The sequence below is a fragment of the Demequina sp. NBRC 110054 genome, assembly GCF_002090115.1.
Taxonomy (GTDB): domain Bacteria; phylum Actinomycetota; class Actinomycetes; order Actinomycetales; family Demequinaceae; genus Demequina.
The window spans coordinates 204,722-224,866 of the sequence record NZ_BBRK01000004.1 but is presented as its reverse complement, the minus strand read 5'-3'; the positions used below and the strand labels follow the sequence as shown (position 1 = coordinate 224,866).

The following is a 20,145-nucleotide window of genomic DNA, read 5'->3' as shown; positions in this document are numbered from 1 at the left end:
CCTCCGTGTCGGGGACTCCCCGGAGGGATCCCCCGGATGGGGGAGGCGGGAACCGTCGCGCGAGCGTGGCGCCCGGCCGCATGGAACAGGCACGATGGCCGCATGAGCTTCCTTCGCTACCTCGCCGCGCCGTACAGTGCGCGCACCGCGGGTGAGCTGACCTTCCTGCTGCTGGGCCTGCCCATGGGTGTGCTGTGGTTCACCTACGCCGTCACGATGTACGCGCTGTCGCTCGGGCTCGTCATCGTGTGGGTCGGGTTCGCGATCTTCGCCGCCGCCCAGCTGTCCATGCGTGGCATCGGGGTGATCGAGCGCGCCCAGGTGAACGCGCTGCTGGGCGAGGCGATCGCACCGCAGGAGAGGATCCCGCGGCCCGCCGAGGGCGGAGCGGTCCTCGCGCATCCCGCGCGCTGGACGTTCGCGCTCGCCCATGACGGCGCGGCGTGGCGCGTGCTCGCGTGGGCGTGCGTGCGCGGAGTCATCGGCCCGATCGGCTTCGCGGTCGCCCTCGTCGCGCTCGTGGTGCCGCTGTCGCTCCTCACGGTGACGGCGTGGACGGCCGCCTACGAGTTCGGGGCGGTCGACATCGGGATCACTCCCACCCCGCCGTTCTGGGAGTCCGGCGTGTGGCGATGGGGCTACGCGGGCCTGCCCCTCGCGGTGCTGATCACGCCGGCGCTCACCTTGGCCGCGCGCGGTCTTACGACGCTGCACCGCTCTCTCGCCCGGTGGGCGCTCGGTCCGTGCCGGCGCGACGAGGTCGCCGCCGCGACCGAGCGCGCCGAGCTGGCCGAGGCCCAGCTCAGGATCGACCAGGAGCTGCACGACAGCATCGGCCACATGATCACCATGAACATCGTGCAGGCGGGCGCCGGGGCGCACGTGTTCGACTCCGACCCGGAGTTCGCGCGTCAGGCGCTGCGCAACATCGAGGAGCGCGGCCGCGCCGCCATGGGCGAGCTCGACCGCATCATCGCGCACCTGCGAGGTGACGAGGCCGCGGAGCGCGCGCCGCTGCCGACGCTCGACGACATCGCCGGTCTCGTCGAGACCTCCCGCCGCGGGGGCGCCGAGGTCAGCGTCTCGATCGACGCCCCCGAGGTGCCTCCCGCGGTGGGCCGGACGGTCTTTGGGATCGTGCGGGAGTCGCTCACGAACGCCGCCAAGCACGCGCCGGGAGCGCCGATCGAGGTGTCCGTCGCGCGCGAGGACGATGCGGTCGGCGTCTCGGTCGTGAACGGCAGGGCGACGGCGCCGCCGACGGCGCCGCATTCGACGGGTCGGGGGGTGACCGGTATCCGCGACCGCGTGACCCTGCTCGGCGGGCGCACGCGCATCGGACCGACCGACGAGGGCTTCGAGGTCCTCGCCCTGATCCCGCTCGGTGCGGACCTCGCCGAGAGCGGGGATCCCGCCTGCCCGTGGGCGTGCCTGCGTGAGAGGGTGGCCCCATGAGGATCGCGATCGTCGACGACGACCCGCTCGTGCGGATGGGTCTCAAGGCGATCCTCGGCTCCGAGGCGGGCTGGGAGGTCGTCGGCGAGGCGGGCGACGGAGAGGCGGCCGTGGCGCTCGCGGCACGCGAGCGGCCCGAGGTCCTCCTCATGGACATCCGGATGCCCGGCATCGATGGTCTTGAGGCCACGCGCCGCATCGTCGCCTCCGGCGGCTCGACCGCGGTGCTCGTGCTCACGACGTTCGAGATCGACGAGTACGTCTTCGACGCGATGCGCGCGGGTGCGTCGGGCTTCGTCCTCAAGCGGGTCCCGCCGCCGGAGCTCATCGAGGCCGTCCGGGTGGTCGCCGCGGGGGAGTCGCTGCTGTTCCCCGCGTCGACGCGCAGCGTGATCGAGCGCTTCGCCGCGCGCGAGCCTGGGGTCACCCTTCCGGAGCTGACCGAGCGCGAGCAGGAGGTCCTGCGCGCGCTCGCGAGGGGAAGGTCCAACGGCGAGATCGCCGCCGAGATGTTCCTGGCCGTCGAGACCGTGAAGTCCCACGTCGCGTCGATCCTCACCAAGCTCGGCGTGCGGGACCGCACGCAGGCGGTGATCGCCGCGTACGAGAGCGGCTTCGTCGCGCCGGGCGAGACGCCGGGCTGAGGGGTCGCGCGAGCCGGCGGAGGAGCCGTGCGTGGTGCGACGGGAAGTCGCGGCGCCTCGGTGCGAAGAAGCCTCGATCGGAGGCGGGCGCCCGACTCGCGCCGCCTACCTCTTGCGAACCTTCGCACCTGCCGGACTAGGCTGGGCCCGTCGAACCCCACCGCCGTGCTTCGGCGTCCCCGACCGCAAAGGACCAACGATGGACCTGTACGAGTACCAGGCCCGTGATGTCTTCGAGAAGCACGGGGTCCCCGTGCTGCCGGGCATCGTGGCCACCACCCCTGCCGAGGCGCGCGCGGCAGCCGACGAGCTCGGCGGCACCGTCGTCGTGAAGGCCCAGGTGAAGACCGGTGGCCGCGGCAAGGCGGGAGGTGTGAAGGTCGTCCACTCGCCCGAGGAGGCCGAGGCCGCCGCCGAGGCGATCCTGGGGATGGACATCAAGGGGCACACGGTCCACCGCGTGATGATCGCCGCGGGTGCCCGCATCGCCCAGGAGTTCTACTTCTCCGTCCTCCTCGACCGTGCCGAGCGTCGCTACCTCGCGATGTGCTCATACGAGGGCGGCATGGAGATCGAGGAGCTCGCGGTCGAGCGCCCCGAGGCGCTCGCGAAGGTCGCCATCGACCCGATCGAGGGCATCGACAAGACCAAGGCGCTTGAGATCGTCGCTGCCGCGAGCTTCCCCGAGGAGCTGCGCACCAAGGTCGCCGACGTCATCGTCCGCCTGTGGCACGTCTACAAGAACGAGGACGCGACGCTCGTCGAGGTGAACCCCCTGGTCCTCACGGACGACGGCGAGGTCATCGCCCTCGACGGCAAGGTGTCGCTCGACGAGAACGCCGAGTTCCGCCACGAGGACCACGCCGCGCTCGAGGACAAGGCCGCCGCGGACCCCCTCGAGGCCAAGGCGAAGCACATGAACCTCAACTATGTGAAGCTCGACGGATCCGTGGGGATCATCGGCAACGGCGCGGGCCTCGTGATGTCGACGCTCGACGTGGTGGCATACGCGGGTGAGCAGTTCGGCGGCGTCAAGCCCGCGAACTTCCTCGACATCGGAGGTGGCGCCTCCGCCGAGGTGATGGCCAATGGCCTCGACGTCATCCTCCACGACCCGCAGGTGAAGAGCGTGTTCGTGAACGTCTTCGGCGGCATCACCTCGTGCGTGGCCGTCGCCGACGGCATCGTCGGCGCGCTCCAGACGCTCGGCGACGAGGCGACCAAGCCGCTCGTCGTCCGCCTGGACGGCAACGCCGTCGAGGAGGGGCGCGCGATCCTCGCGGCCGCCAACCACCCGCTCGTGACCATCGTCGAGACCATGGACGGCGCCGCGGCCAAGGCCGCCGAGCTGGCCGCCGCATAAGGAGAGACAGACATGGCGATCTTCCTCACCAAGGACTCCAAGGTCATCGTCCAGGGCATGACCGGCTCCGAGGGCATGAAGCACACCCAGCGCATGCTTGCCTCGGGCACGAACATCGTCGGCGGCGTCAACCCGCGCAAGGCGGGCGCCGAGGTCGAGTTCCCGGGTGACGTCACCGTCCCCGTGTTCGGCACGGTCGCCGAGGCGATGGCCGCCACCGGCGCCGACGTCTCCGTGCTCTTCGTGCCGCCCGCCTTCACCAAGTCGGCCGTCATGGAGGCCGTCGACGCGGGCATGCCCCTCGCGGTCATCATCACCGAGGGCGTGCCCGTCGCGGACACCGCCGAGTTCTTCACCTACGCTCAGTCCAAGGGCACGCGCCTCATCGGCCCCAACTGCCCCGGGCTCATCACGCCGGGAGAGTCGAACGTCGGCATCACGCCCGCGTCGATCACCGGTCCCGGCAAGATCGGCCTCGTCTCGAAGTCGGGCACTCTGACCTACCAGATGCTCTTCGAGCTGCGCGAGATCGGCTTCTCCACCGCGGTGGGCATCGGCGGCGACCCGATCGTCGGCACCACCCACATCGACTGCCTCGAGGCTTTCGAGAACGACCCCGACACCGCCGCGATCGTGATGATCGGCGAGATCGGCGGCGACGCCGAGGAGCGCGCGGCGGCGTACATCAAGGAGCACGTCTCCAAGCCGGTCGTCGGCTACGTCGCGGGCTTCGAGGCGCCCGAGGGCAAGACGATGGGCCACGCCGGCGCGATCGTGTCGGGCTCTGCCGGCACCGCGCAGGCCAAGAAGGAGGCCCTCGAGGCCGCCGGGGTCAAGGTCGGCAAGACGCCGTCCGAGACCGCCCAGCTCATGCGCGAGATCCTCGGCTAGCCCTTCTCGCACTCCGCAGCGGCCCGCTCCCCTCGGGGATGCGGGCCGTTCGCGCGAGCGCGTCCGCCAGGAACAGGAGCGCGTGGCGGTCCGGCCAACCGGGTCCCGCGCGGGCGACCATGGATGTCATGACTGCCTCCTCCGCCGGCTCCCGCGCGCCCCGTAGCCTCGCGGGCGACCTGCCGGGCTGGGCGAGCGGCCTGGTCACCGGCGCGATCGCCGCCGCAGTCTCCCTGCTGGTGGTGGTCGCGCCCACGCTCGCGGCGCTCGCGACCGCGCCCGCCGACGGGACCGACACCGACTGGGGTGCGGGGATCCTCGCGGCGATGCGGATCTGGCTCCTGGGCCTGGGAGTGCCCGCGGCCACCTCCCTCGGCACCTACTCCTTGGTCCCGCTCGGGCTGACCCTGCTGATCCTGGGGATCCTCGTCGCGACCGCGCAGCGGTTCCTGCTGCGCTCGTGGGATGCGGTCGGCCTCGCGATCGTGGCGTTCACGACGCTCGCCGGCTTCGTGGCCTCATTCGCATGGAGGGACGCCGACGACCCCTCCGCCCTGATCGTCCGCGCCGTTCTCGGCGCGCTCCTCGTGAGCGCGCCGGGCATCTTCGCGGGCCGGGTGCGCGCCTACGGGCTCACGATCGACGCGATCGACCTGGTCCCGCCGTCGGTGCGGACGGGAGTCCGCTCCGCGCTGTCGGGCCTCGCGCTGGTCGTCGTGCTCGCGGCGGGCGCGGGTGCGGTCGGCGCGATCCGCGGCGCCGCGACGATGGCGGAGACCGTGACGGCGCTCGACGCCGGCGCCGTCGGATCGACCGTGCTGGCGATCGCGCAGCTGGCCTATGTGCCCACCCTCGTCATCTGGATGATGGCGTGGGTCTCGGGGGTGGGCTTCGGCGTCGGTGACGGGAGCGTCTACGCGCCCGCGGCGATCGAGACCGGCGCGCTGCCGGAGGTCCCGCTGCTCGCCGCGCTGCCGCAGTCGTCGGGGGGCCTGCTGGTGTGGACGCCCGTCGTGCTCGTGGCGATGGGGGCGGCCGTGAGGATCGTGATGCGGCGCAGGATCCGCACCTGGCGCGAGGATCTCGTGGCGCTGGGCGCGTCAGCCGTGGTGACGCTCCTGGTCGCGGCAGGGACGATGCGGCTCGCGGCGGGCGCGGTCGGCTCGGGCCGGCTCGCAGAGGTCGGACCACCGGTGTGGGCCGCGGCAGGCGCGATCTCCGGGCTCCTGCTCGCGGGGCACGTGCTTGTCGGTGGTGTCGCGGCCGGGCTGGCAGGGTGGCGCCATCGGGGCGACGCGCCGTCCGAGCCGGTGGACCTGCCTCAGCCGGCGGTCGGCAGCTCGACGCCGTAGCGGCTCAGCAGATCCTCGTAGGCCTGGTCGAAGTCAGCCTGGCATGCGTCCTCCGCCGACGTCGTGATGGCCCGCGCGCGACACGAGTCGAGCTCGGTGAGCGGCTCGAAGAGGATCAGCATCCCCACCGCCGACATCCCTGAGAAGGCGCCGAGCACCACGCCGATCACGGCGTTGGCGCGCGCCCACGCCCCCAGGTCGGCAGACCCCTTCGCGACGAGGACCACGATTCCCACGATCGTCGTCACCGGGCCGAGCACGAGCGCGCCGAGCGTCCAGGGGAAGCCGAGCAGCAGGAGCATCGCGAGGCCGAGCACCAGGACGCCGAGCGCACGCGACCAGCGCAGGGCGGGGGTGAGGGGCGTCTGGGTGCGGGGATCGGGCTCGGGCACGGTGCTCCTTGGCTTCGGTAGGGATACCAGCATGCCGATAGGCTCGGGCCTGTGACAAACCGGATGCCTGTTCAGCGGATCGTCGTGCTCGTCTCCGGCACAGGCACGGTGATGCGAGCACTCCTCGAGGCGACTCTCGACGAGGCGTTCGGCGCCCGCGTGGTGGCCGTCGTATCGGATCGCGCGGACGCGGGAGGGCTCGCGATCGCCCGCGAAGCCGGCATCGCGACCGCCACCGTGAGCCCCTCCGACTTCCCCGATCGCGCCACGTGGGACGAGGCGCTCGCCCGCACCATCGGCTCGTTCGAGCCGGACCTCGTGGTCTGCGCGGGCTTCATGCGGCTGCTCGGCTCGCCCGTACTGGACCGCTGGCCGAACCGCATCGTCAACACCCATCCGGCGCTGCTGCCGTCGTATCCCGGCGCGCATGCGGTGCGGGACGCGCTCGCCGCGGGCGCCAAGGTCACGGGCTGCACCGTGATGCTCGTCGACGCAGGCGTGGATACGGGACCGATCCTGGCGCAGGCCGCGGTCGACGTGCGGGACAATGACAGCGAGGAGTCGCTGCACTCGCGGATCAAGGTGATCGAGCGGAGCCTGGTCGTCGACACGATCGGCCGGATGGTGCGCGACGGATGGACTCTCGAAGGTCGGGTCGCGAGACTCGGCTGCCTGGACGACAAGCCCAAGGAGGCATGATGACGGACCGCCAGGACGTGCGCAGGGCGCTCATCTCGGTGTACGACAAGACCGGGCTCGAGGAGCTCGCCACGGGGCTCGTCGCGGCGGGGGTCGAGATCGTCTCGACGGGCTCGACCGCGAAGCGCATCGCCGACGCGGGCATCGCCGTCACCCCGGTCGACCAGGTCACGGGCTTCCCCGAGTGCCTCGACGGACGCGTGAAGACGCTGCACCCGAGGATCCATGCAGGCATCCTCGCGGATCGCCGGCTCGAGGACCACCGCGCGCAGCTCGAGGACCTCGACATCGCGCCGTTCGACCTCGTCGTGGTCAACCTGTATCCCTTCGCCCAGACGGTGGCTGCGGGAGCGTCCCAGGACGACACGATCGAGCAGATCGACATCGGCGGCCCGTCGATGGTGCGCGCGGCCGCGAAGAACCACGCCTCCGTGGCGGTCGTCGTCGACCCCGCGGACTACGCCTCCGTGGCCGAGGGCGTCTCCGGGGGAGGCTTCACGCTCGCGCAGCGCCGCTCGCTCGCCGCCAAGGCGTTCCGTCACACGGCCGAGTACGACATCCACGTCGCCTCGTGGATGGGCAACGTCGTCGCGCCCGACGCGGACGATGCGGGCAACCCGGGCTGGATCGCCGCGTCGTTCGACCGCATCGGCTCGCTGCGCTACGGCGAGAACCCCCACCAGAGCGCGGCCGTCTACCGCGATCCGCTGGTCTCCGGCGGACTCGCGCAGGCCGAGCAGCTGCACGGCAAGGAGATGAGCTTCAACAACTACGTGGACGCGGACGCGGCGGTCCGCGCGGCGTATGACCACGAGCGCCCGACCGTCGCGGTCATCAAGCACGCGAACCCGTGCGGCATCGCGGTCGGCTCCGACATCGCCGAGGCGCACCGTCGTGCGCACGCGACCGACCCGGTGTCGGCGTTCGGCGGCGTGATCGCCGCCAACGACACGATCACTGCCGAGGCTGCGGGTCAGATCAAGGACATCTTCACCGAGGTCGTCGTCGCGCCCGCCTTCGAGCCCGAGGCCCTCGAGATCCTCTCCCAGAAGAAGAACATCCGCCTGCTCAAGCTCGCCCACGCCTCGCTGCCCCGCGAGTGGCGCCGCATCACCGGAGGCCTCCTCGTGCAGGCCACCGACCGCATCGACGCGCCCGGCGACGCCGCATCGTCCTGGGAGCAGGTGGCCGGCGGCACGGTGTCCGCCGAGGTGATGGCGGACCTCGAGTTCGCGTGGCGCGCGTGTCGCGCGGTGAAGTCCAACGCGATCCTGCTCGCCAAGGACGGCGCGGCCGTCGGCATCGGCATGGGCCAGGTCAACCGCGTCGACTCGTGCCGCCTCGCGGTCGAGCGCGCGGGCGAGGACAGGGTCCGCGGCTCGGTCGCGGCGTCCGACGCGTTCTTCCCGTTCGCCGACGGCCTCCAGGTGCTGCTCGATGCGGGTGTCACCGCCGTGGTCTCGCCGGGAGGCTCCGTGAGGGATGCCGAGGTGATCGAGGCCGCCAAGGCGGCCGGGATCGCGCTGTTCCACACCGGCACCCGGCACTTCTTCCACTGAGGCCGGGTCTCGGCATCGTGACGAGGCTGGAGGGCCGACGATGAGCTATCAGCAGCCGGACACGCCGCGAGTCGTCGCCGTGTCGACGCTCGCGGGTGTCGTCGGCGCGGTCGCGCTGTCCCTCGTGGCCGGCGCGCAGGTCGCCGTGCTCGTGATGGCCGGCGCGTGCTTCCTGGGCGCTGCGGCGCGCATCGCTCTGCCGGTCGGACGCTCGTTCGCCGTGCGGCGTCGCGCGATCGATGTGGGGATCCTGCTGGTCTTCGGAGCGGCGCTCGCGTTCCTGGGGCTCACGGCGCCGCTCTGAGCGCAGCCGTCCGTCGAGCCTGGACACGCGAGGGGCCGGCCGCCTTCATGGCGGCCGGCCCCTCGCGCATGCGCCGCGCTCAGTCCCTGAGCTCGGTCGTCTCGATGACCTCGACCCGCGTGAACGCCACGGCACTCCCCTCCATGGCGGCACCATCGAGCTCGTCCACCATGTCCGCGTAGGCGAGCAGGTCCTCCTTCGGGCCGAACGCCCGGAACAGCACGCCGGAGATCGCGGCGCCGATGAGCGGCGCCACCCAGAACAGCCAGACCTGCTGGATGGCCCACGACTCCGACCAGATGGCGGTGCCGGTCGCGCGTGCCGGGTTGAGCGCGCCGTTCGTGAAAGGGATCGCGATAAGAACGAGGAAGCCGACCGTCAGACCGATCGCGAAGGGCGCCACGATGGGGCCCGTCTCGTTCCTCACGGACGTCACCGACAGGACCACCGCGACGAGCAGCGCGGCGATCACGATCTCGATGATGCCGCCGGCCAGGACGCCGAACTCGGTGGGGGAGTGCTCGCCGTAGCCGTTGGACGCCGAGCCGATGACCTCGCGCGTCGTGCCCAGCGTGTCGTAGAGCGAGTTGGTCGAGATGAGCAGCGCGAAGAGCCCCGCCGACGCGGCCGCGCCGATCACCTGCGAGACCATGTACGGCGCGACGTCGCGGCCCGGGAGGCGGCCGGAGAGCCACACCCCGAACGTCACGGCGGGGTTGAGATGCGCGCCCGACACCCCTCCGAAGATCAGCGCGGCGATCATCACGCCGAGCGCGAATCCGAACGGCACCGCGATCGTGTCCCAGCCGAGCACGCCGGAGAACAGGGCCGCGCCGACGCCCATGAAGACGAGGATGAAGGTGCCGACCGCCTCGGCGGCCATGCGTGACACGAGTGAGGGTCCCTGAGGGTCCCGGGCGGCGGCCACGTTGCCGGGAGCATCGTCCACGGGAGGGGCCTCGGCAGGCGGGCTCATCCTCGCAGCGTCGCCGCCGGCGTCGTCGAACACCGGGCTGGTCTGCGGCTTGTCCATCTCAGGCTCGCTCATGTCGGGCACCCTTCACGGTTCATGCACGCGCGTCTGCGTGTCACTTTCGATCTTGGCAGGTCAGGGGCCGTGTCGCAGGGCGGACGCACCGCAACGCCGGGCCCACCCGGTGGGCTAGCCTTGGGGCATCGTTCCCGAGACTCACGTGAGGTAGAGCGCATGGCGAAGATCAAGGTCGAAGGCAAGGTCGTCGAGCTCGACGGCGACGAGATGACGCGGATCATCTGGCAGTTCATCAAGGACCGCCTGATCCACCCGTATCTGGACGTCGATCTCGAGTACTACGACCTCGGCATCGAGTCGCGCGACGCGACCGACGACCAGATCACGATCGACGCCGCGAACGCGATCAAGCAGCACGGCGTCGGCGTCAAGTGCGCGACGATCACGCCCGACGAGGCGCGCGTCGAGGAGTTCGGTCTCAAGCGCATGTATGTGTCGCCGAACGGCACGATCCGCAACATCCTGGGCGGCGTCGTCTTCCGCGAGCCGATCATCATCTCCAACATCCCGCGACTCGTGCCGGGCTGGACGAAGCCGATCATCATCGGCCGTCACGCGCACGGCGACCAGTACAAGGCGACCAATTTCAAGGTCCCCGGCGCGGGCACCGTGACCATCTCGTTCACGCCCGAGGACGGCTCGGATCCGATCGAGCACCAGGTCGTGAAGATGCCCGAGGGCGGCGGCGTCGCGATGGGCATGTACAACTTCAACAAGTCCATCGAGGACTTCGCGCGCGCCTCGTTCAGCTACGGCCTGCAGCGCAACTACCCGGTCTACATGTCCACCAAGAACACGATCCTCAAGGCCTACGACGGCGCGTTCAAGGACATCTTCGCCGACGTGTTCGAGAAGGAGTTCAAGGCGGACTTCGAGGCCGCGGGCCTCACGTACGAGCACCGCCTGATCGACGACATGGTCGCCGCCGCGATGAAGTGGGAGGGCGGCTACGTCTGGGCCTGCAAGAACTACGACGGCGACGTCCAGTCCGACACCGTCGCGCAGGGCTTCGGCTCGCTCGGCCTCATGACGTCGGTCCTCATGACGCCCGACGGCCAGACCGTCGAGGCGGAGGCCGCCCACGGCACCGTGACCCGCCACTTCCGTCAGCACCAGCAGGGCAAGCCGACGTCGACCAACCCGATCGCGTCGATCTTCGCGTGGACGGGCGGCCTCAAGCACCGCGGCAAGCTCGACGGCACCCCGGAGGTCACGGGCTTCGCGGAGACCCTCGAGGACGTCATCATCAAGTCCGTCGAGGGCGGCAGCATGACCAAGGACCTCGCGCTGCTGGTCGGTCCCGACCAGGAGTGGCAGACCACCGAGGAGTTCCTCGCGACGCTCGACGAGAACCTGGCGGCGCGCCTGGCGTAGGCTCTGCACCACAGTCATCACTCCATTCCCCGAGGAGTCACACCGCCGTGAATGCTGTTCCTGTCAATGTCACCGTCACCGGCGCCGCCGGTCAGATCGGCTACGCCCTCCTGTTCCGCATCGCGTCAGGGCAGATGCTCGGACCCGATGTGCCGGTCAGGCTGCGCATGCTCGAGATCCCGCAGGGGGTGAAGGCGGCCGAGGGCACAGCGATGGAGCTCGAGGACTGCGCCTTCCCTCTCCTCGCGGGGATCGACATCTTCGACGACCCGAAGGAGGCGTTCGACGGCGTCAACGTCGGGCTCCTCGTCGGTGCACGCCCGCGTGGTGCCGGCATGGAGCGCGGCGACCTGCTCGCGGCGAACGGTGGGATCTTCGGACCGCAGGGCGAGGCGATCAACGCCGGTGCGGCTGACGACGTGCGGATCCTCGTCGTGGGCAACCCCGCGAACACGAACGCGCTGATCGCGTCGGCGCACGCGCCCGACGTGCCGGCCGAGCGCTTCAACGCGATGATGCGCCTCGATCACAACCGGGCGCTCGCGCAGCTCGCGATGCGCACGTCGACGCCGGTGAGCGAGATCGAGCGGATGACCATCTGGGGCAACCACTCCGCCAAGCAGCACCCGGACATCACGCACGCCACGATCGGCGGGCGCCCGGCGCCCGAGGTCGTCGCGGACGATGCGTGGGTCAAGGACGACTTCGTGCCTACCGTCGCCAAGCGCGGCGCGGCGATCATCGAGGCGCGCGGCGCCTCGTCCGCGGCGTCCGCAGCGAACGCGGCCATCGCGCACCTCCACGACTGGGTCAATGGAACCCCCGAGGGTGACTGGACCTCCGTGGCCATACCGTCGGACGGCTCCTACGGCGTGCCCGAGGGCCTCGTCTCGTCGTTCCCCGCGGTGTCGAAGGGCGGCGCGTGGGAGATCGTCGAGGGCCTTGAGCTCGACGACTACACGCGCGCAGGCATCGACGTCTCGGTCGCCGAGCTCGTCGAGGAGCGGGACACCGTGCGCGAGCTGGGGCTGCTGCCGACCGCGAAGGTCTGACCCGCCACAGATCGATTCGAGGAGCCCCGGGCCGCATGGCCCGGGGCTTCTCTGCTTCTGCGCAAGGGCCCTGGCGCGTAGGGATGCCGCCGGTGGCCGCGTCGTCCCCGCCTCGCCCTTGCCCATCCGGACTCTCGTGCGTCCTGGAATCGCACCTGGGCCGAAGATCGGGCGTATTCCGGGCGCCATGCGATTCCAGGACGCATGGACGATGCGGGGCCGGGGCCGGGGCCGGGGCCGGGGCCGGGGCCAGGGCCGCAGGGACGATGCCAGGGGGCGGTGGCGTCGGGACCCGAGCGGCCGTCGCACACGCCATCGGGAGAGCATCACGGAACGGTAACGGTTCACCGATTCGTCACTCAGGGGTCTTGCGCGATGTTCGTTAGTAACCTTTACTAACAAACATGACCACGGCGGACATCACCCCCACGGGGGCCTCGACGCGCAGCGAGCGTCGCACTGCTCTCGCGTCCACCGTGCGCCCCGGATCGCGGGTCCGCCCCGAGCATGCGCGTCGTCACAACCGCGCGCTCGTCCTTCAGGCGCTCTACCGCGCCGAGGGCCTCAGCCGCGCGGACGTCGCCCGAGAGGTGGGCCTCACCAGGGTCACCATCTCCGACCTCGTCGCCGACCTGATCACCGAGGACCTGGTGGTCGAGCTGGGCGTCCGCGCCGACTCGCGCCCCGGCAAGCCCGCCACGCTGCTCGACATCAACCGCGCCGGGTTCGCGATCCTCGCGCTCGACCTGTCGAAGGACGCGCTCTTCCGCGGCGTGATCACGGACCTTGACGGCACGGTCCTGCACCGCGAGGAGCTCGACGTCGCGGGCCTTGCGGGCGAGGCCGCCATCGAGGCGGCGGGTCAGGTGCTCGACGCCCTCGTCGCCGCGGCCCAGGCGCCCGTGCTCGGCGTCGGCGTCGGCTCGCCCGGCATCGTCTCCGCCGACGGCACCGTGCTCCGCGCGCCCAACCTCGGCTGGGAGGACGTGCCGCTGCAGATGATCCTCGCGGACCGCTCGGGTCTGCCGGTGCAGGTCGCGAACGACGCCAACACCGCCGCACTCGCCGAGCGCACCTTCGGGGGAGCGGGCGAGGACATGATGCTCGTCCGCGTCGGTCGAGGCGTCGGCGCCGGCATCGTGCTCGGCGGCATGCTCATCCGCGGCGCGGCCTCGGGCTCGGGTGAGATCGGCCACGTCGTCGTCGGCACGGACGGCGGTGAGCGCTGCGCCTGCGGCAAGGACGGCTGCCTCGAGACGTGGCTCGCGATCCCGCGCCTCACCGAACGCCTCGACGCCGCGGCGGACGACGCCGCGCGCGCCGCCATCCTGGTCGAGGCGGGGGAACGCCTCGGCATCTCACTCGCGCCCGTCGTGGGCGCGCTCGACTTGGGGGAGGTCGTGCTGAGCGGCCCCCTCGATGTGCTGGACGGACCGCTGCTCGACAGCACCGTGCACACGCTCCGCAACCGCACGATGGCCAGTGTCCACGGCCACCTGTCGGTGCGGATGACCGCCCTGGGGCGCGACATCGTCGTCCTCGGCGCGGCCGTCATGGTCCTCACGGGCCAGCTGGGGGTCTCATGATCTCCGGCGCCAAGGGTCGCAGCCGACGGGGCTGCGTACGGAACCAACAGAAGGAACAGGCAATGAAGAAGACCACGCTCTCCGCGGCCGCGTTCGTGGCCGCCGGAGCCATCGCCCTCACGGGCTGCTCGTCGTCCGAGGGATCCGACGCGTCGGAGTCGGCGTCGTCCGAGGCGACCGAGGCTGCGCCTGTCGCGGAGGACATCACGCTGTGGCTGGCCGGCACCGACACCCCTGACACGCTCATCGACTACCTCAAGACCACCTACACCGAGGAGAACGGCGGCGAGCTGACCGTCGAGCAGATCGGCTGGGGCGACCTGATCTCGTCGCTGACCACGGCGCTGCCGGACTCGGAGAACACGCCCGACGTGTTCGAGGTCGGCAACACCCAGGCCGCGACCTTCACCACGGTCGGTGCGTTCGCCGACCTGACGGACTCGTACGACGCCCTCGGCGGCGACTCGCTCCTCCCGGGCTTCGTCGAGGCCGGCTCGATCGGTGACTCGGTCTACGCCCTGCCCTACTACTTCGGCTCGCGTGCCGTGTTCTACCGCAAGGACATCTACGAGGCAGCCGGCGTCGAGGTGCCGACCACCCTCGCGGAGTACACCGAGGTGAACGCGACGATGCTCGACGAGGGCCTCGGCGGCGCTTACCTGGCGGGCCGCGACTGGCGCTCCGGCATCTCGTGGATCTTCGCCAACGGCGGCGAGATCGCCACCTACGACGGCTCCTCCTGGACCGCGTCGCTGTCCTCGGCCGAGTCGGTCGCGGGCATGGAGCAGTGGCAGGAGCTCTTCGAGACCGCGAACGTCGCGCAGTCCACGGACGACGACACGACCACCTACTCGGCGATCAACGACGAGTTCCTCTCCGGCACCCCCGCCTCGTCCACCATGGCGCCCTCTTGGGCGACCTGGACGCTCGGTGACTACGACGAGGAGACCGAGGGCTACGTCTGGAACCCCGAGACCTTCGGCGTCTACGCCCTGCCGGGCGTCGACGGCGGCACCGCTCCAGTGTTCGCGGGCGGCTCGAACATCGGCATCTCGGCCGCGTCGACGCACCAGGACGGCGCGATGGACCTGATGGAGATCATCTTCTCCGACGACTACCAGACGATGCTGGCGGAGAACGGCATGGGCCCGGCGAACCTCGACTTCGCCGACATCTACGCCGAGAACAGCTACTTCGAGGGCGTCAACGCGATCGCGCTCGAGGCCGCGTCCAACGCGAAGCTCACCCCCGCCGCCGCAGGCTGGGCGAGCATCGAGGAGGCCGGGATCATGGAGGACTACTTCCAGGCGGTCGCCGAGGGTGGCGACGTCGCGACCCTGGCCGCTGAGGCGGACGCCAAGATCAACGAGCTCATCAACGGCTAGCAGCAACCCCCGCCGGTCGGTCCGGCGCCCGTGCCCCCACGCGCGCCGGACCGACCCCGGGACCACTCCCGAGAGGCAGTCGTGACCATGACTTCCCCCGCGCCGGCCCCCGACTCGATCGGCACGGAGCCCGCGCCCCACGAGACTTCCGCACCCACCCGCTCGCGTCGCCGCCGACGCTCGAGCCTTCCCCACTGGCTCATCGTCCCCGCCGTCCTGACCCTGCTGGTCGGACTCGGCTACCCGGTGACCTGGCAGATCATCAACTCCTTCAAGGAGTACGGCCTGGCGCAGCAGTTCGGCCAGCCCGCCACCTTCATCGGCCTGCAGAACTATGTGACCCTGCTGACCGACTCGGTCTTCTGGACCATCGCGATCCGGTCCGTCGCCTTCATGGCGCTCACCGCGCTGATCACCATGGTGATCGGCATCCTGCTCGCCCTGCTGATGAAGGCGATCCCGACCTGGTCCCGCATCGTCCTGCAGGTCGCGATGCTGCTCGCGTGGTCGATGCCGATCGTCGCGCAGATGACGGTCGCCAACTGGCTGATCGACGACCGCAACGGCGTGGTCAACTACGTCCTGTCCAAGATTCCCGGCGTCGACATGGTCGGCCACAACTGGCTCGTCGAGCCGCTCAGCTTCTTCGCGGTCGCGATGACCATCATCGTGTGGGCGTCCGTGCCCTTCGTCGCGTTCTCCGTCTACGCAGGCCTCACGCAGGTGTCCGAGGAGGTCCTCGAGGCCGCGCAGCTCGATGGCGCGAACGGCTTCCAGACGCTGCGCATGATCATCATGCCGATCATCCGTCCCGTCCTCGTGATCCTGCTGCTCCTGCAGCTGATCTGGGACCTCAGGGTGTTCGCGCAGATTCAGCTGCTGCAGGACTTCGGAGCCGCCGGCGAGCGGTACGACCTGCTCGGCACGTACATCTACGGGCTCGGCATCGGCCAGAGCCAGTTCGGCATGGCGTCCGCCGCGGCCATGGTCGTGATGGTGCTGACCATCGCGATCAGCTGGGGCTACGTGCGCAGCATGCTCAAGGAGGACGAGGAGTCATGACCCGCACCATGCTTCGCGGCGGCGGCGCCGCTCTCGCGGTCCTGCTCGCGGCCATCTGGGCCTTCCCGGTCTACTGGATGATCAACACGTCCTTCCAGACCCCTGGCTCCATCAACCGGCTCACCCCGACGTTCTTCCCCACGAACGCGACGTTCGGCAACTACTCCGCGGTGCTCGCCGACAACAGCTTCCTCGCGGGACTCGGGATGTCGGTGACGATCACGGCGCTCGTGCTCGTCGTGTGCGTCGCGTTCGCCACGCTCGCGTCGTTCGCGATCGCGCGCTTCCGCTTCCGCAGCCGCAAGACGTTCGTGCTGGCGATCATCATCGTCCAGATGCTTCCGGCCGAGGCGATGTTCATCGCGCAGTACAAGATGCTGTCCTCCGCGAACCTGCTGAACTCGGTGCTCGGCGTGTCCGTCATCTACCTCGCGATGGTCGTGCCCTTCACCACCTGGATGCTGCGCGGCTTCGTCGCCGGCGTGCCGGTGGACCTCGAGGAGGCGGCGATGATCGACGGCTGCACGAGGATGGGCGCGTTCCGCCGCGTCACGTTCCCGCTGCTCGCGCCGGGCCTCGTCGCGTCCGGGGTGTTCGCGTTCGTGCAGGTGTGGAACGAGTTCGCGCTCGCGTCGATCATCCTGACCGAGAACGAGAAGGCGACGCTGCCGCTGTGGCTGCGCGACTTCGCGCAGACGTCGAACCTGGGCGTCACCGAGTGGGGTCAGGTGATGGCCGGCTCGGTGCTGGTCGCGATCCCGGTGATCGTGTTCTTCATGGTGGTCCAGGGTCGCATGGCGCAGGGCCTCGTCGGCGGGGCGGTGAAGGGGTGAACGCCCTCACCGTGCTGCTGCCGGGCTTCGAGGGGCCCGAGCTGCCGGCCTGGCTCGCACAGCGGCTCCGAGACGGCCTGGGCGGGGTGTGCCTGTTCGGCACCAACGTCCACTCGCCTGAGCAGCTGCGCGCGCTGTGCGCGGCGATCCACGAGGCGAACCCGCACGCGATCATCGCGATCGACGAGGAGGGCGGCGACGTGTCGCGCCTCTACCAGTCGGAGGGGTCGCCGTTCCCCGGCAACGCGGTCCTCGGGCGCCTGGACGATGCGGCGCTCACCGAGCGCGTCGGCGCGCAGGTCGGGTGGGAGCTCAGGGCGGCGGGGGTCGACCTCACGATGGCCCCGGACGTGGACGTGAACTCCAATCCGCTCAACCCGGTGATCGGTGTGCGCAGCTTCGGCTCGGACCCGACCGAGGTCGGCGCCCACGGCGCCGCCTGGATCCGCGGCGTCCAGTCGACGGGGGTCGCGGCGTGCGCCAAGCACTTCCCCGGCCACGGCGACACCGCGCAGGACAGTCATGTGTCGCTGCCGACCGTCACCGCGGACGCCCCCACGGTGCGCGCCCGCGAGCTGGCGCCCTTCGTCGCCGCGATCGAGGCGGGCACCGACACGCTCATGTCCTCGCACATCCTCGTGCCCGCGCTCGACCCCGAGGCTCCGGCGACGTTCAGCCGCCCGATCCTGCGCGGACTGCTGCGGGACGAGCTCGGCTTCGACGGCGTCGTCGTCTCCGACGCGCTCGACATGGCGGGCGCGAGCGGCGGCAGGGGAGTGCCGGCGGCCGCGGTGCTCGCGGTCGACGGCGGCTGCGATCTGCTCTGCCTCGGCACACGGAACACCGACCAGGAGATCGAGGAGATCGTCGCGGCGATCGATGCGGCGCTCGCTTCCGGCTCCCTGGCCGCCGAGGACCTCGCGACGGCCGCGGACCGGGTACGTGCGATCGGCGCGCGCCTCGCAGCCGCGCGCTCCTCGTTCGCCGTGCCCGACGACCTGATCGCAGGCGAGGTGCCGGGGCTCGACGCCGCGCGCGCTGCCGCCGCGGTCGGTCGTTCGGAGGCGGCGTTCGACCTGCTCGCGGGTGGCCGCGAGCTCGCGTGGATCCGGCTCGACCCCGCCGCGAACATCGCGGTCGGCGCGAGCCCGTGGGGGCCCTTCGCCGTCGGCGTCGAGCCGCTTGCGACGCTCGGACCCGAGGACGATGCGCGGGCCGCGATCGCCGCGGTCCCCCCGGGGGTGCTCGCGGTGGTGGTCGGCAAGGACAACCACCGTCACGCGTTCGCGCGTGAGGCGATCGACGCGTTCCGCGCCGCTGGCCCGACCCTCGCGGTCGACATGGGTTGGGCGGACCCCGACGCGGGCTATGCGGACGTGTCGACGGCGGGGGCCTCGCGCCTCATGGGCGCCGCGCTGCTCGAGGCGGTGGCCCGATGAGCCTCCACCTCGGCATCGACATCGGCGGCACCAAGTCCGACGCAGTGCTCGTCGACCAGGACGGCCGCGTGCTGCATCGTCACGTGCTGCCGTCGGGGCAGGGTGACGACGAGGTCGTCGCCCAGGCGCTCGCCGCGATCAGCCTGGTGTGCGCCGACGCTGGCATCGCCGTCACGGAGGCGGACTCCGTGGGCGTCGGCATCCCTGGGTCGGTCCTGGACGGTGTGGTGAGCCACGCGCAGAACCTGGGGATCACGCGCCTGGATCTCGCGGGCGCGCTCGCGGACGCCTGGGGCGTGCGGCCCGTGGTCGACAACGACGTGAACGCCGGAGCGGTGGGCGCGTGGGTTGCGGCCGACGGCGGCCTGCGGTCAGTCGCGTATCTCAACCTCGGCACGGGTCTCGCGGCGGGCCTGGTGCTGGACGGCAAAGTGTGGCGCGGCGCCCGCGGGGCTGCCGGCGAGATCGGCCACGTGTCGATCGACCCCCATGGACCTCTCGGGCCCGACTCTCTCCCTGGCGGGCTCGAGACCTACGCCTCGGGCAGCGGCATCGCGCTTCAGGCCGGCGGCGCTCCCGCCGCGCAGGTGCTCTCCGCGGCCGACTCCGACGAGCGCGCCGCCGCGATCCGCGAGGGCCTGTTCTACGGAGTCGCCTCGGCGGTGCGCCTGCTCGTCCTGACCCTGGACGTGGAGGAGGTGCTGCTGGGCGGCGGCCTCACCCGCATGGGCGAGCCCCTGCTCGAGGGCGCCAGGCGCGTCATCCGTGGGTGGGAGCGCCAGAGCTCGTTCCTCGCCTCGGTGGACCTGACCGCACGCGTGCGCGTGCTCGACCCCGACATCCCGGTCGCCGCCGTCGGCGCGGCCATGAGAGGAGCTGGACGTGGCTGAGGTCATCCTCGTCGACAGCAAGGAGGCGGCGGGAGAGCTCGTCGCCGATCACATCGGCGGCCTCGTCGACGCGAATCCTGAGACGGTGCTGGGCGTCGCGACGGGCTCCACGCCGCTGCCCGTGTACGAGGCGCTCGGCGCGCGCGCGGACGCCGGGCTCGACTTCTCTCGCGTGAGCGCCTACGCGCTCGACGAGTACGTCGGCCTGCCCGTGGAGCACCCCGAGAGCTATCGCTCCGTCATCACGAAGGAGTTCCAGGACCGGGTGGGTGCGGATCCGTCGCGCGTCCACGTGCCCGACGGCTCGCTCGACGGGATCCAGACGGCGGGGGAGCGCTACGAGTCGCTCCTCGCGGCCTCGGGCGGCGTCGACCTTCAGTTGCTCGGGCTCGGCACCACCGGGCACATCGGCTTCAACGAGCCGGGCTCGTCCTTCGGCTCGCTCACCCGCGTGAAGACGCTCACCGAGCAGACCCGCGTCGACAACGCGCGCTTCTTCGACTCGCTCGACGAGGTGCCGATCCACTGCGTGACGCAGGGGCTCGGCACGATCCTGCGCGCCAGGCATCTGGTGCTGCTCGCCTTCGGCGAGGGCAAGGCCGAGGCGCTCGCGGCCTCGGTCGAGGGCGCCGTGTCGTCGTCCATGCCGGGATCCGCGATCCAGCTCCACCCCCATGTCACAGTGCTGGTCGACGAGGCCGCCGCCTCGCAGCTCAAGAACCTCGACTACTACCGGTGGGCCACCGCGCACAAGCCGGACTGGCAGGGGATCTGAGCGTCCGGGCGGACCGTCCCCTCCGCCCGCGCCGCGCGT

19 protein-coding genes are annotated in these 20,145 nt (G+C 71.1%); 17 read left to right on the top strand and 2 right to left on the bottom strand.

What is annotated here, in order from left to right; all coding sequences use genetic code 11:
- The first annotated feature begins 102 nt into the window (after nucleotides 1-102).
- The 5 genes from B7K23_RS15350 to B7K23_RS00985 all read left to right on the top strand — a co-directional run bounded on the left by B7K23_RS15350 (nucleotide 103) and on the right by B7K23_RS00985 (nucleotide 5,705).
- Nucleotides 103-1,455 carry a sensor histidine kinase gene (locus tag B7K23_RS15350; RefSeq protein ID WP_159451256.1) on the top strand — a complete coding sequence of 451 codons (1,353 nt, stop codon included), beginning with the start codon at nucleotides 103-105 and terminating at the stop codon, nucleotides 1,453-1,455.
- Nucleotides 1,452-2,099, top strand: coding sequence for a response regulator transcription factor (locus tag B7K23_RS01000; RefSeq protein ID WP_084124345.1), 648 nt, complete (start codon nucleotides 1,452-1,454; stop codon nucleotides 2,097-2,099). Before B7K23_RS15350 ends, B7K23_RS01000 begins: the two co-directional genes overlap by 4 nt.
- A 199-nt stretch (nucleotides 2,100-2,298) precedes the next feature.
- The gene (sucC, locus tag B7K23_RS00995) at nucleotides 2,299-3,462 is read left to right on the top strand and encodes an ADP-forming succinate--CoA ligase subunit beta (RefSeq protein ID WP_084124343.1); all 1,164 of its coding nucleotides are present in this window, start codon (nucleotides 2,299-2,301) and stop codon (nucleotides 3,460-3,462) included.
- A gap of 12 nt (nucleotides 3,463-3,474) precedes the next feature.
- Nucleotides 3,475-4,353: a succinate--CoA ligase subunit alpha gene (gene sucD / locus B7K23_RS00990; RefSeq protein ID WP_084124341.1), complete on the top strand. Its 879-nt coding sequence runs from the start codon at nucleotides 3,475-3,477 to the stop codon at nucleotides 4,351-4,353.
- Between the two features lie 128 nt (nucleotides 4,354-4,481).
- Nucleotides 4,482-5,705, top strand: coding sequence for a DUF6350 family protein (locus B7K23_RS00985; protein ID WP_084124339.1), 1,224 nt, complete (start codon nucleotides 4,482-4,484; stop codon nucleotides 5,703-5,705).
- Here the strand turns inward: B7K23_RS00985 and B7K23_RS00980 are convergent.
- On the bottom strand, nucleotides 5,675-6,097 hold the full coding sequence (locus B7K23_RS00980) for a hypothetical protein (RefSeq protein ID WP_084124337.1): 423 nt from the start codon (nucleotides 6,095-6,097) through the stop codon (nucleotides 5,675-5,677). The genes B7K23_RS00985 and B7K23_RS00980 overlap by 31 nt on opposite strands.
- A 63-nt stretch (nucleotides 6,098-6,160) precedes the next feature.
- On the opposite strand from B7K23_RS00980, the gene purN reads away from it, so the two are divergent.
- The 3 genes from purN to B7K23_RS00965 are packed head-to-tail and all read left to right on the top strand — an operon-like array spanning nucleotide 6,161 to nucleotide 8,659.
- The gene (purN, locus tag B7K23_RS00975) at nucleotides 6,161-6,796 is read left to right on the top strand and encodes a phosphoribosylglycinamide formyltransferase (RefSeq protein WP_084124335.1); all 636 of its coding nucleotides are present in this window, start codon (nucleotides 6,161-6,163) and stop codon (nucleotides 6,794-6,796) included.
- The gene (purH, locus tag B7K23_RS00970) at nucleotides 6,796-8,355 is read left to right on the top strand and encodes a bifunctional phosphoribosylaminoimidazolecarboxamide formyltransferase/IMP cyclohydrolase (protein WP_084124334.1); all 1,560 of its coding nucleotides are present in this window, start codon (nucleotides 6,796-6,798) and stop codon (nucleotides 8,353-8,355) included. The genes purN and purH overlap by 1 nt, the downstream gene beginning before the upstream one ends.
- Nucleotides 8,356-8,395: 40 nt before the next feature.
- The gene (locus B7K23_RS00965; RefSeq protein WP_084124333.1) at nucleotides 8,396-8,659 is read left to right on the top strand and encodes a DUF3017 domain-containing protein; all 264 of its coding nucleotides are present in this window, start codon (nucleotides 8,396-8,398) and stop codon (nucleotides 8,657-8,659) included.
- Between the two features lie 79 nt (nucleotides 8,660-8,738).
- Here B7K23_RS00965 and B7K23_RS00960 read toward each other — a convergent pair whose 3' ends face one another.
- On the bottom strand, nucleotides 8,739-9,707 hold the full coding sequence (locus B7K23_RS00960) for an aquaporin (protein ID WP_084124332.1): 969 nt from the start codon (nucleotides 9,705-9,707) through the stop codon (nucleotides 8,739-8,741).
- Between the two features lie 159 nt (nucleotides 9,708-9,866).
- Here B7K23_RS00960 and B7K23_RS00955 point away from each other — a divergent pair, with 159 nt between their 5' ends.
- The 9 genes from B7K23_RS00955 to B7K23_RS00915 all read left to right on the top strand — a co-directional run bounded on the left by B7K23_RS00955 (nucleotide 9,867) and on the right by B7K23_RS00915 (nucleotide 20,106).
- Nucleotides 9,867-11,084 carry an NADP-dependent isocitrate dehydrogenase gene (locus B7K23_RS00955; RefSeq protein ID WP_084124331.1) on the top strand — a complete coding sequence of 406 codons (1,218 nt, stop codon included), beginning with the start codon at nucleotides 9,867-9,869 and terminating at the stop codon, nucleotides 11,082-11,084.
- Between the two features lie 47 nt (nucleotides 11,085-11,131).
- Nucleotides 11,132-12,136 carry a malate dehydrogenase gene (locus tag B7K23_RS00950; RefSeq protein WP_084124330.1) on the top strand — a complete coding sequence of 335 codons (1,005 nt, stop codon included), beginning with the start codon at nucleotides 11,132-11,134 and terminating at the stop codon, nucleotides 12,134-12,136.
- 404 nt (nucleotides 12,137-12,540) lie between these two features.
- Nucleotides 12,541-13,722, top strand: a complete 1,182-nt coding sequence (locus B7K23_RS00945; RefSeq protein ID WP_084124329.1) for an ROK family transcriptional regulator — start codon at nucleotides 12,541-12,543, stop codon at nucleotides 13,720-13,722.
- Between the two features lie 62 nt (nucleotides 13,723-13,784).
- Nucleotides 13,785-15,107 (top strand): extracellular solute-binding protein, encoded by a 1,323-nt coding sequence (locus B7K23_RS00940; protein WP_084124328.1) that lies wholly within the window; start codon nucleotides 13,785-13,787, stop codon nucleotides 15,105-15,107.
- An 87-nt stretch (nucleotides 15,108-15,194) separates the two neighbouring features.
- Nucleotides 15,195-16,169 (top strand): carbohydrate ABC transporter permease, encoded by a 975-nt coding sequence (locus tag B7K23_RS00935; RefSeq protein ID WP_084124327.1) that lies wholly within the window; start codon nucleotides 15,195-15,197, stop codon nucleotides 16,167-16,169.
- Nucleotides 16,166-17,002, top strand: coding sequence for a carbohydrate ABC transporter permease (locus B7K23_RS00930; protein WP_143338027.1), 837 nt, complete (start codon nucleotides 16,166-16,168; stop codon nucleotides 17,000-17,002). The genes B7K23_RS00935 and B7K23_RS00930 overlap by 4 nt, the downstream gene beginning before the upstream one ends.
- A complete protein-coding gene (nagZ, locus tag B7K23_RS00925; protein ID WP_159451255.1) occupies nucleotides 16,999-18,441 on the top strand; it encodes a beta-N-acetylhexosaminidase in 1,443 nt (480 codons plus the stop codon). The genes B7K23_RS00930 and nagZ overlap by 4 nt, the downstream gene beginning before the upstream one ends.
- Complete coding sequence (locus B7K23_RS00920; protein ID WP_084124324.1) at nucleotides 18,438-19,331, top strand: ROK family protein; 894 nt, start codon at nucleotides 18,438-18,440, stop codon at nucleotides 19,329-19,331. Before nagZ ends, B7K23_RS00920 begins: the two co-directional genes overlap by 4 nt.
- Nucleotides 19,324-20,106 carry a glucosamine-6-phosphate deaminase gene (locus tag B7K23_RS00915; RefSeq protein WP_084124322.1) on the top strand — a complete coding sequence of 261 codons (783 nt, stop codon included), beginning with the start codon at nucleotides 19,324-19,326 and terminating at the stop codon, nucleotides 20,104-20,106. The genes B7K23_RS00920 and B7K23_RS00915 overlap by 8 nt, the downstream gene beginning before the upstream one ends.
- The last annotated feature ends 39 nt before the right edge of the window (nucleotides 20,107-20,145 follow it).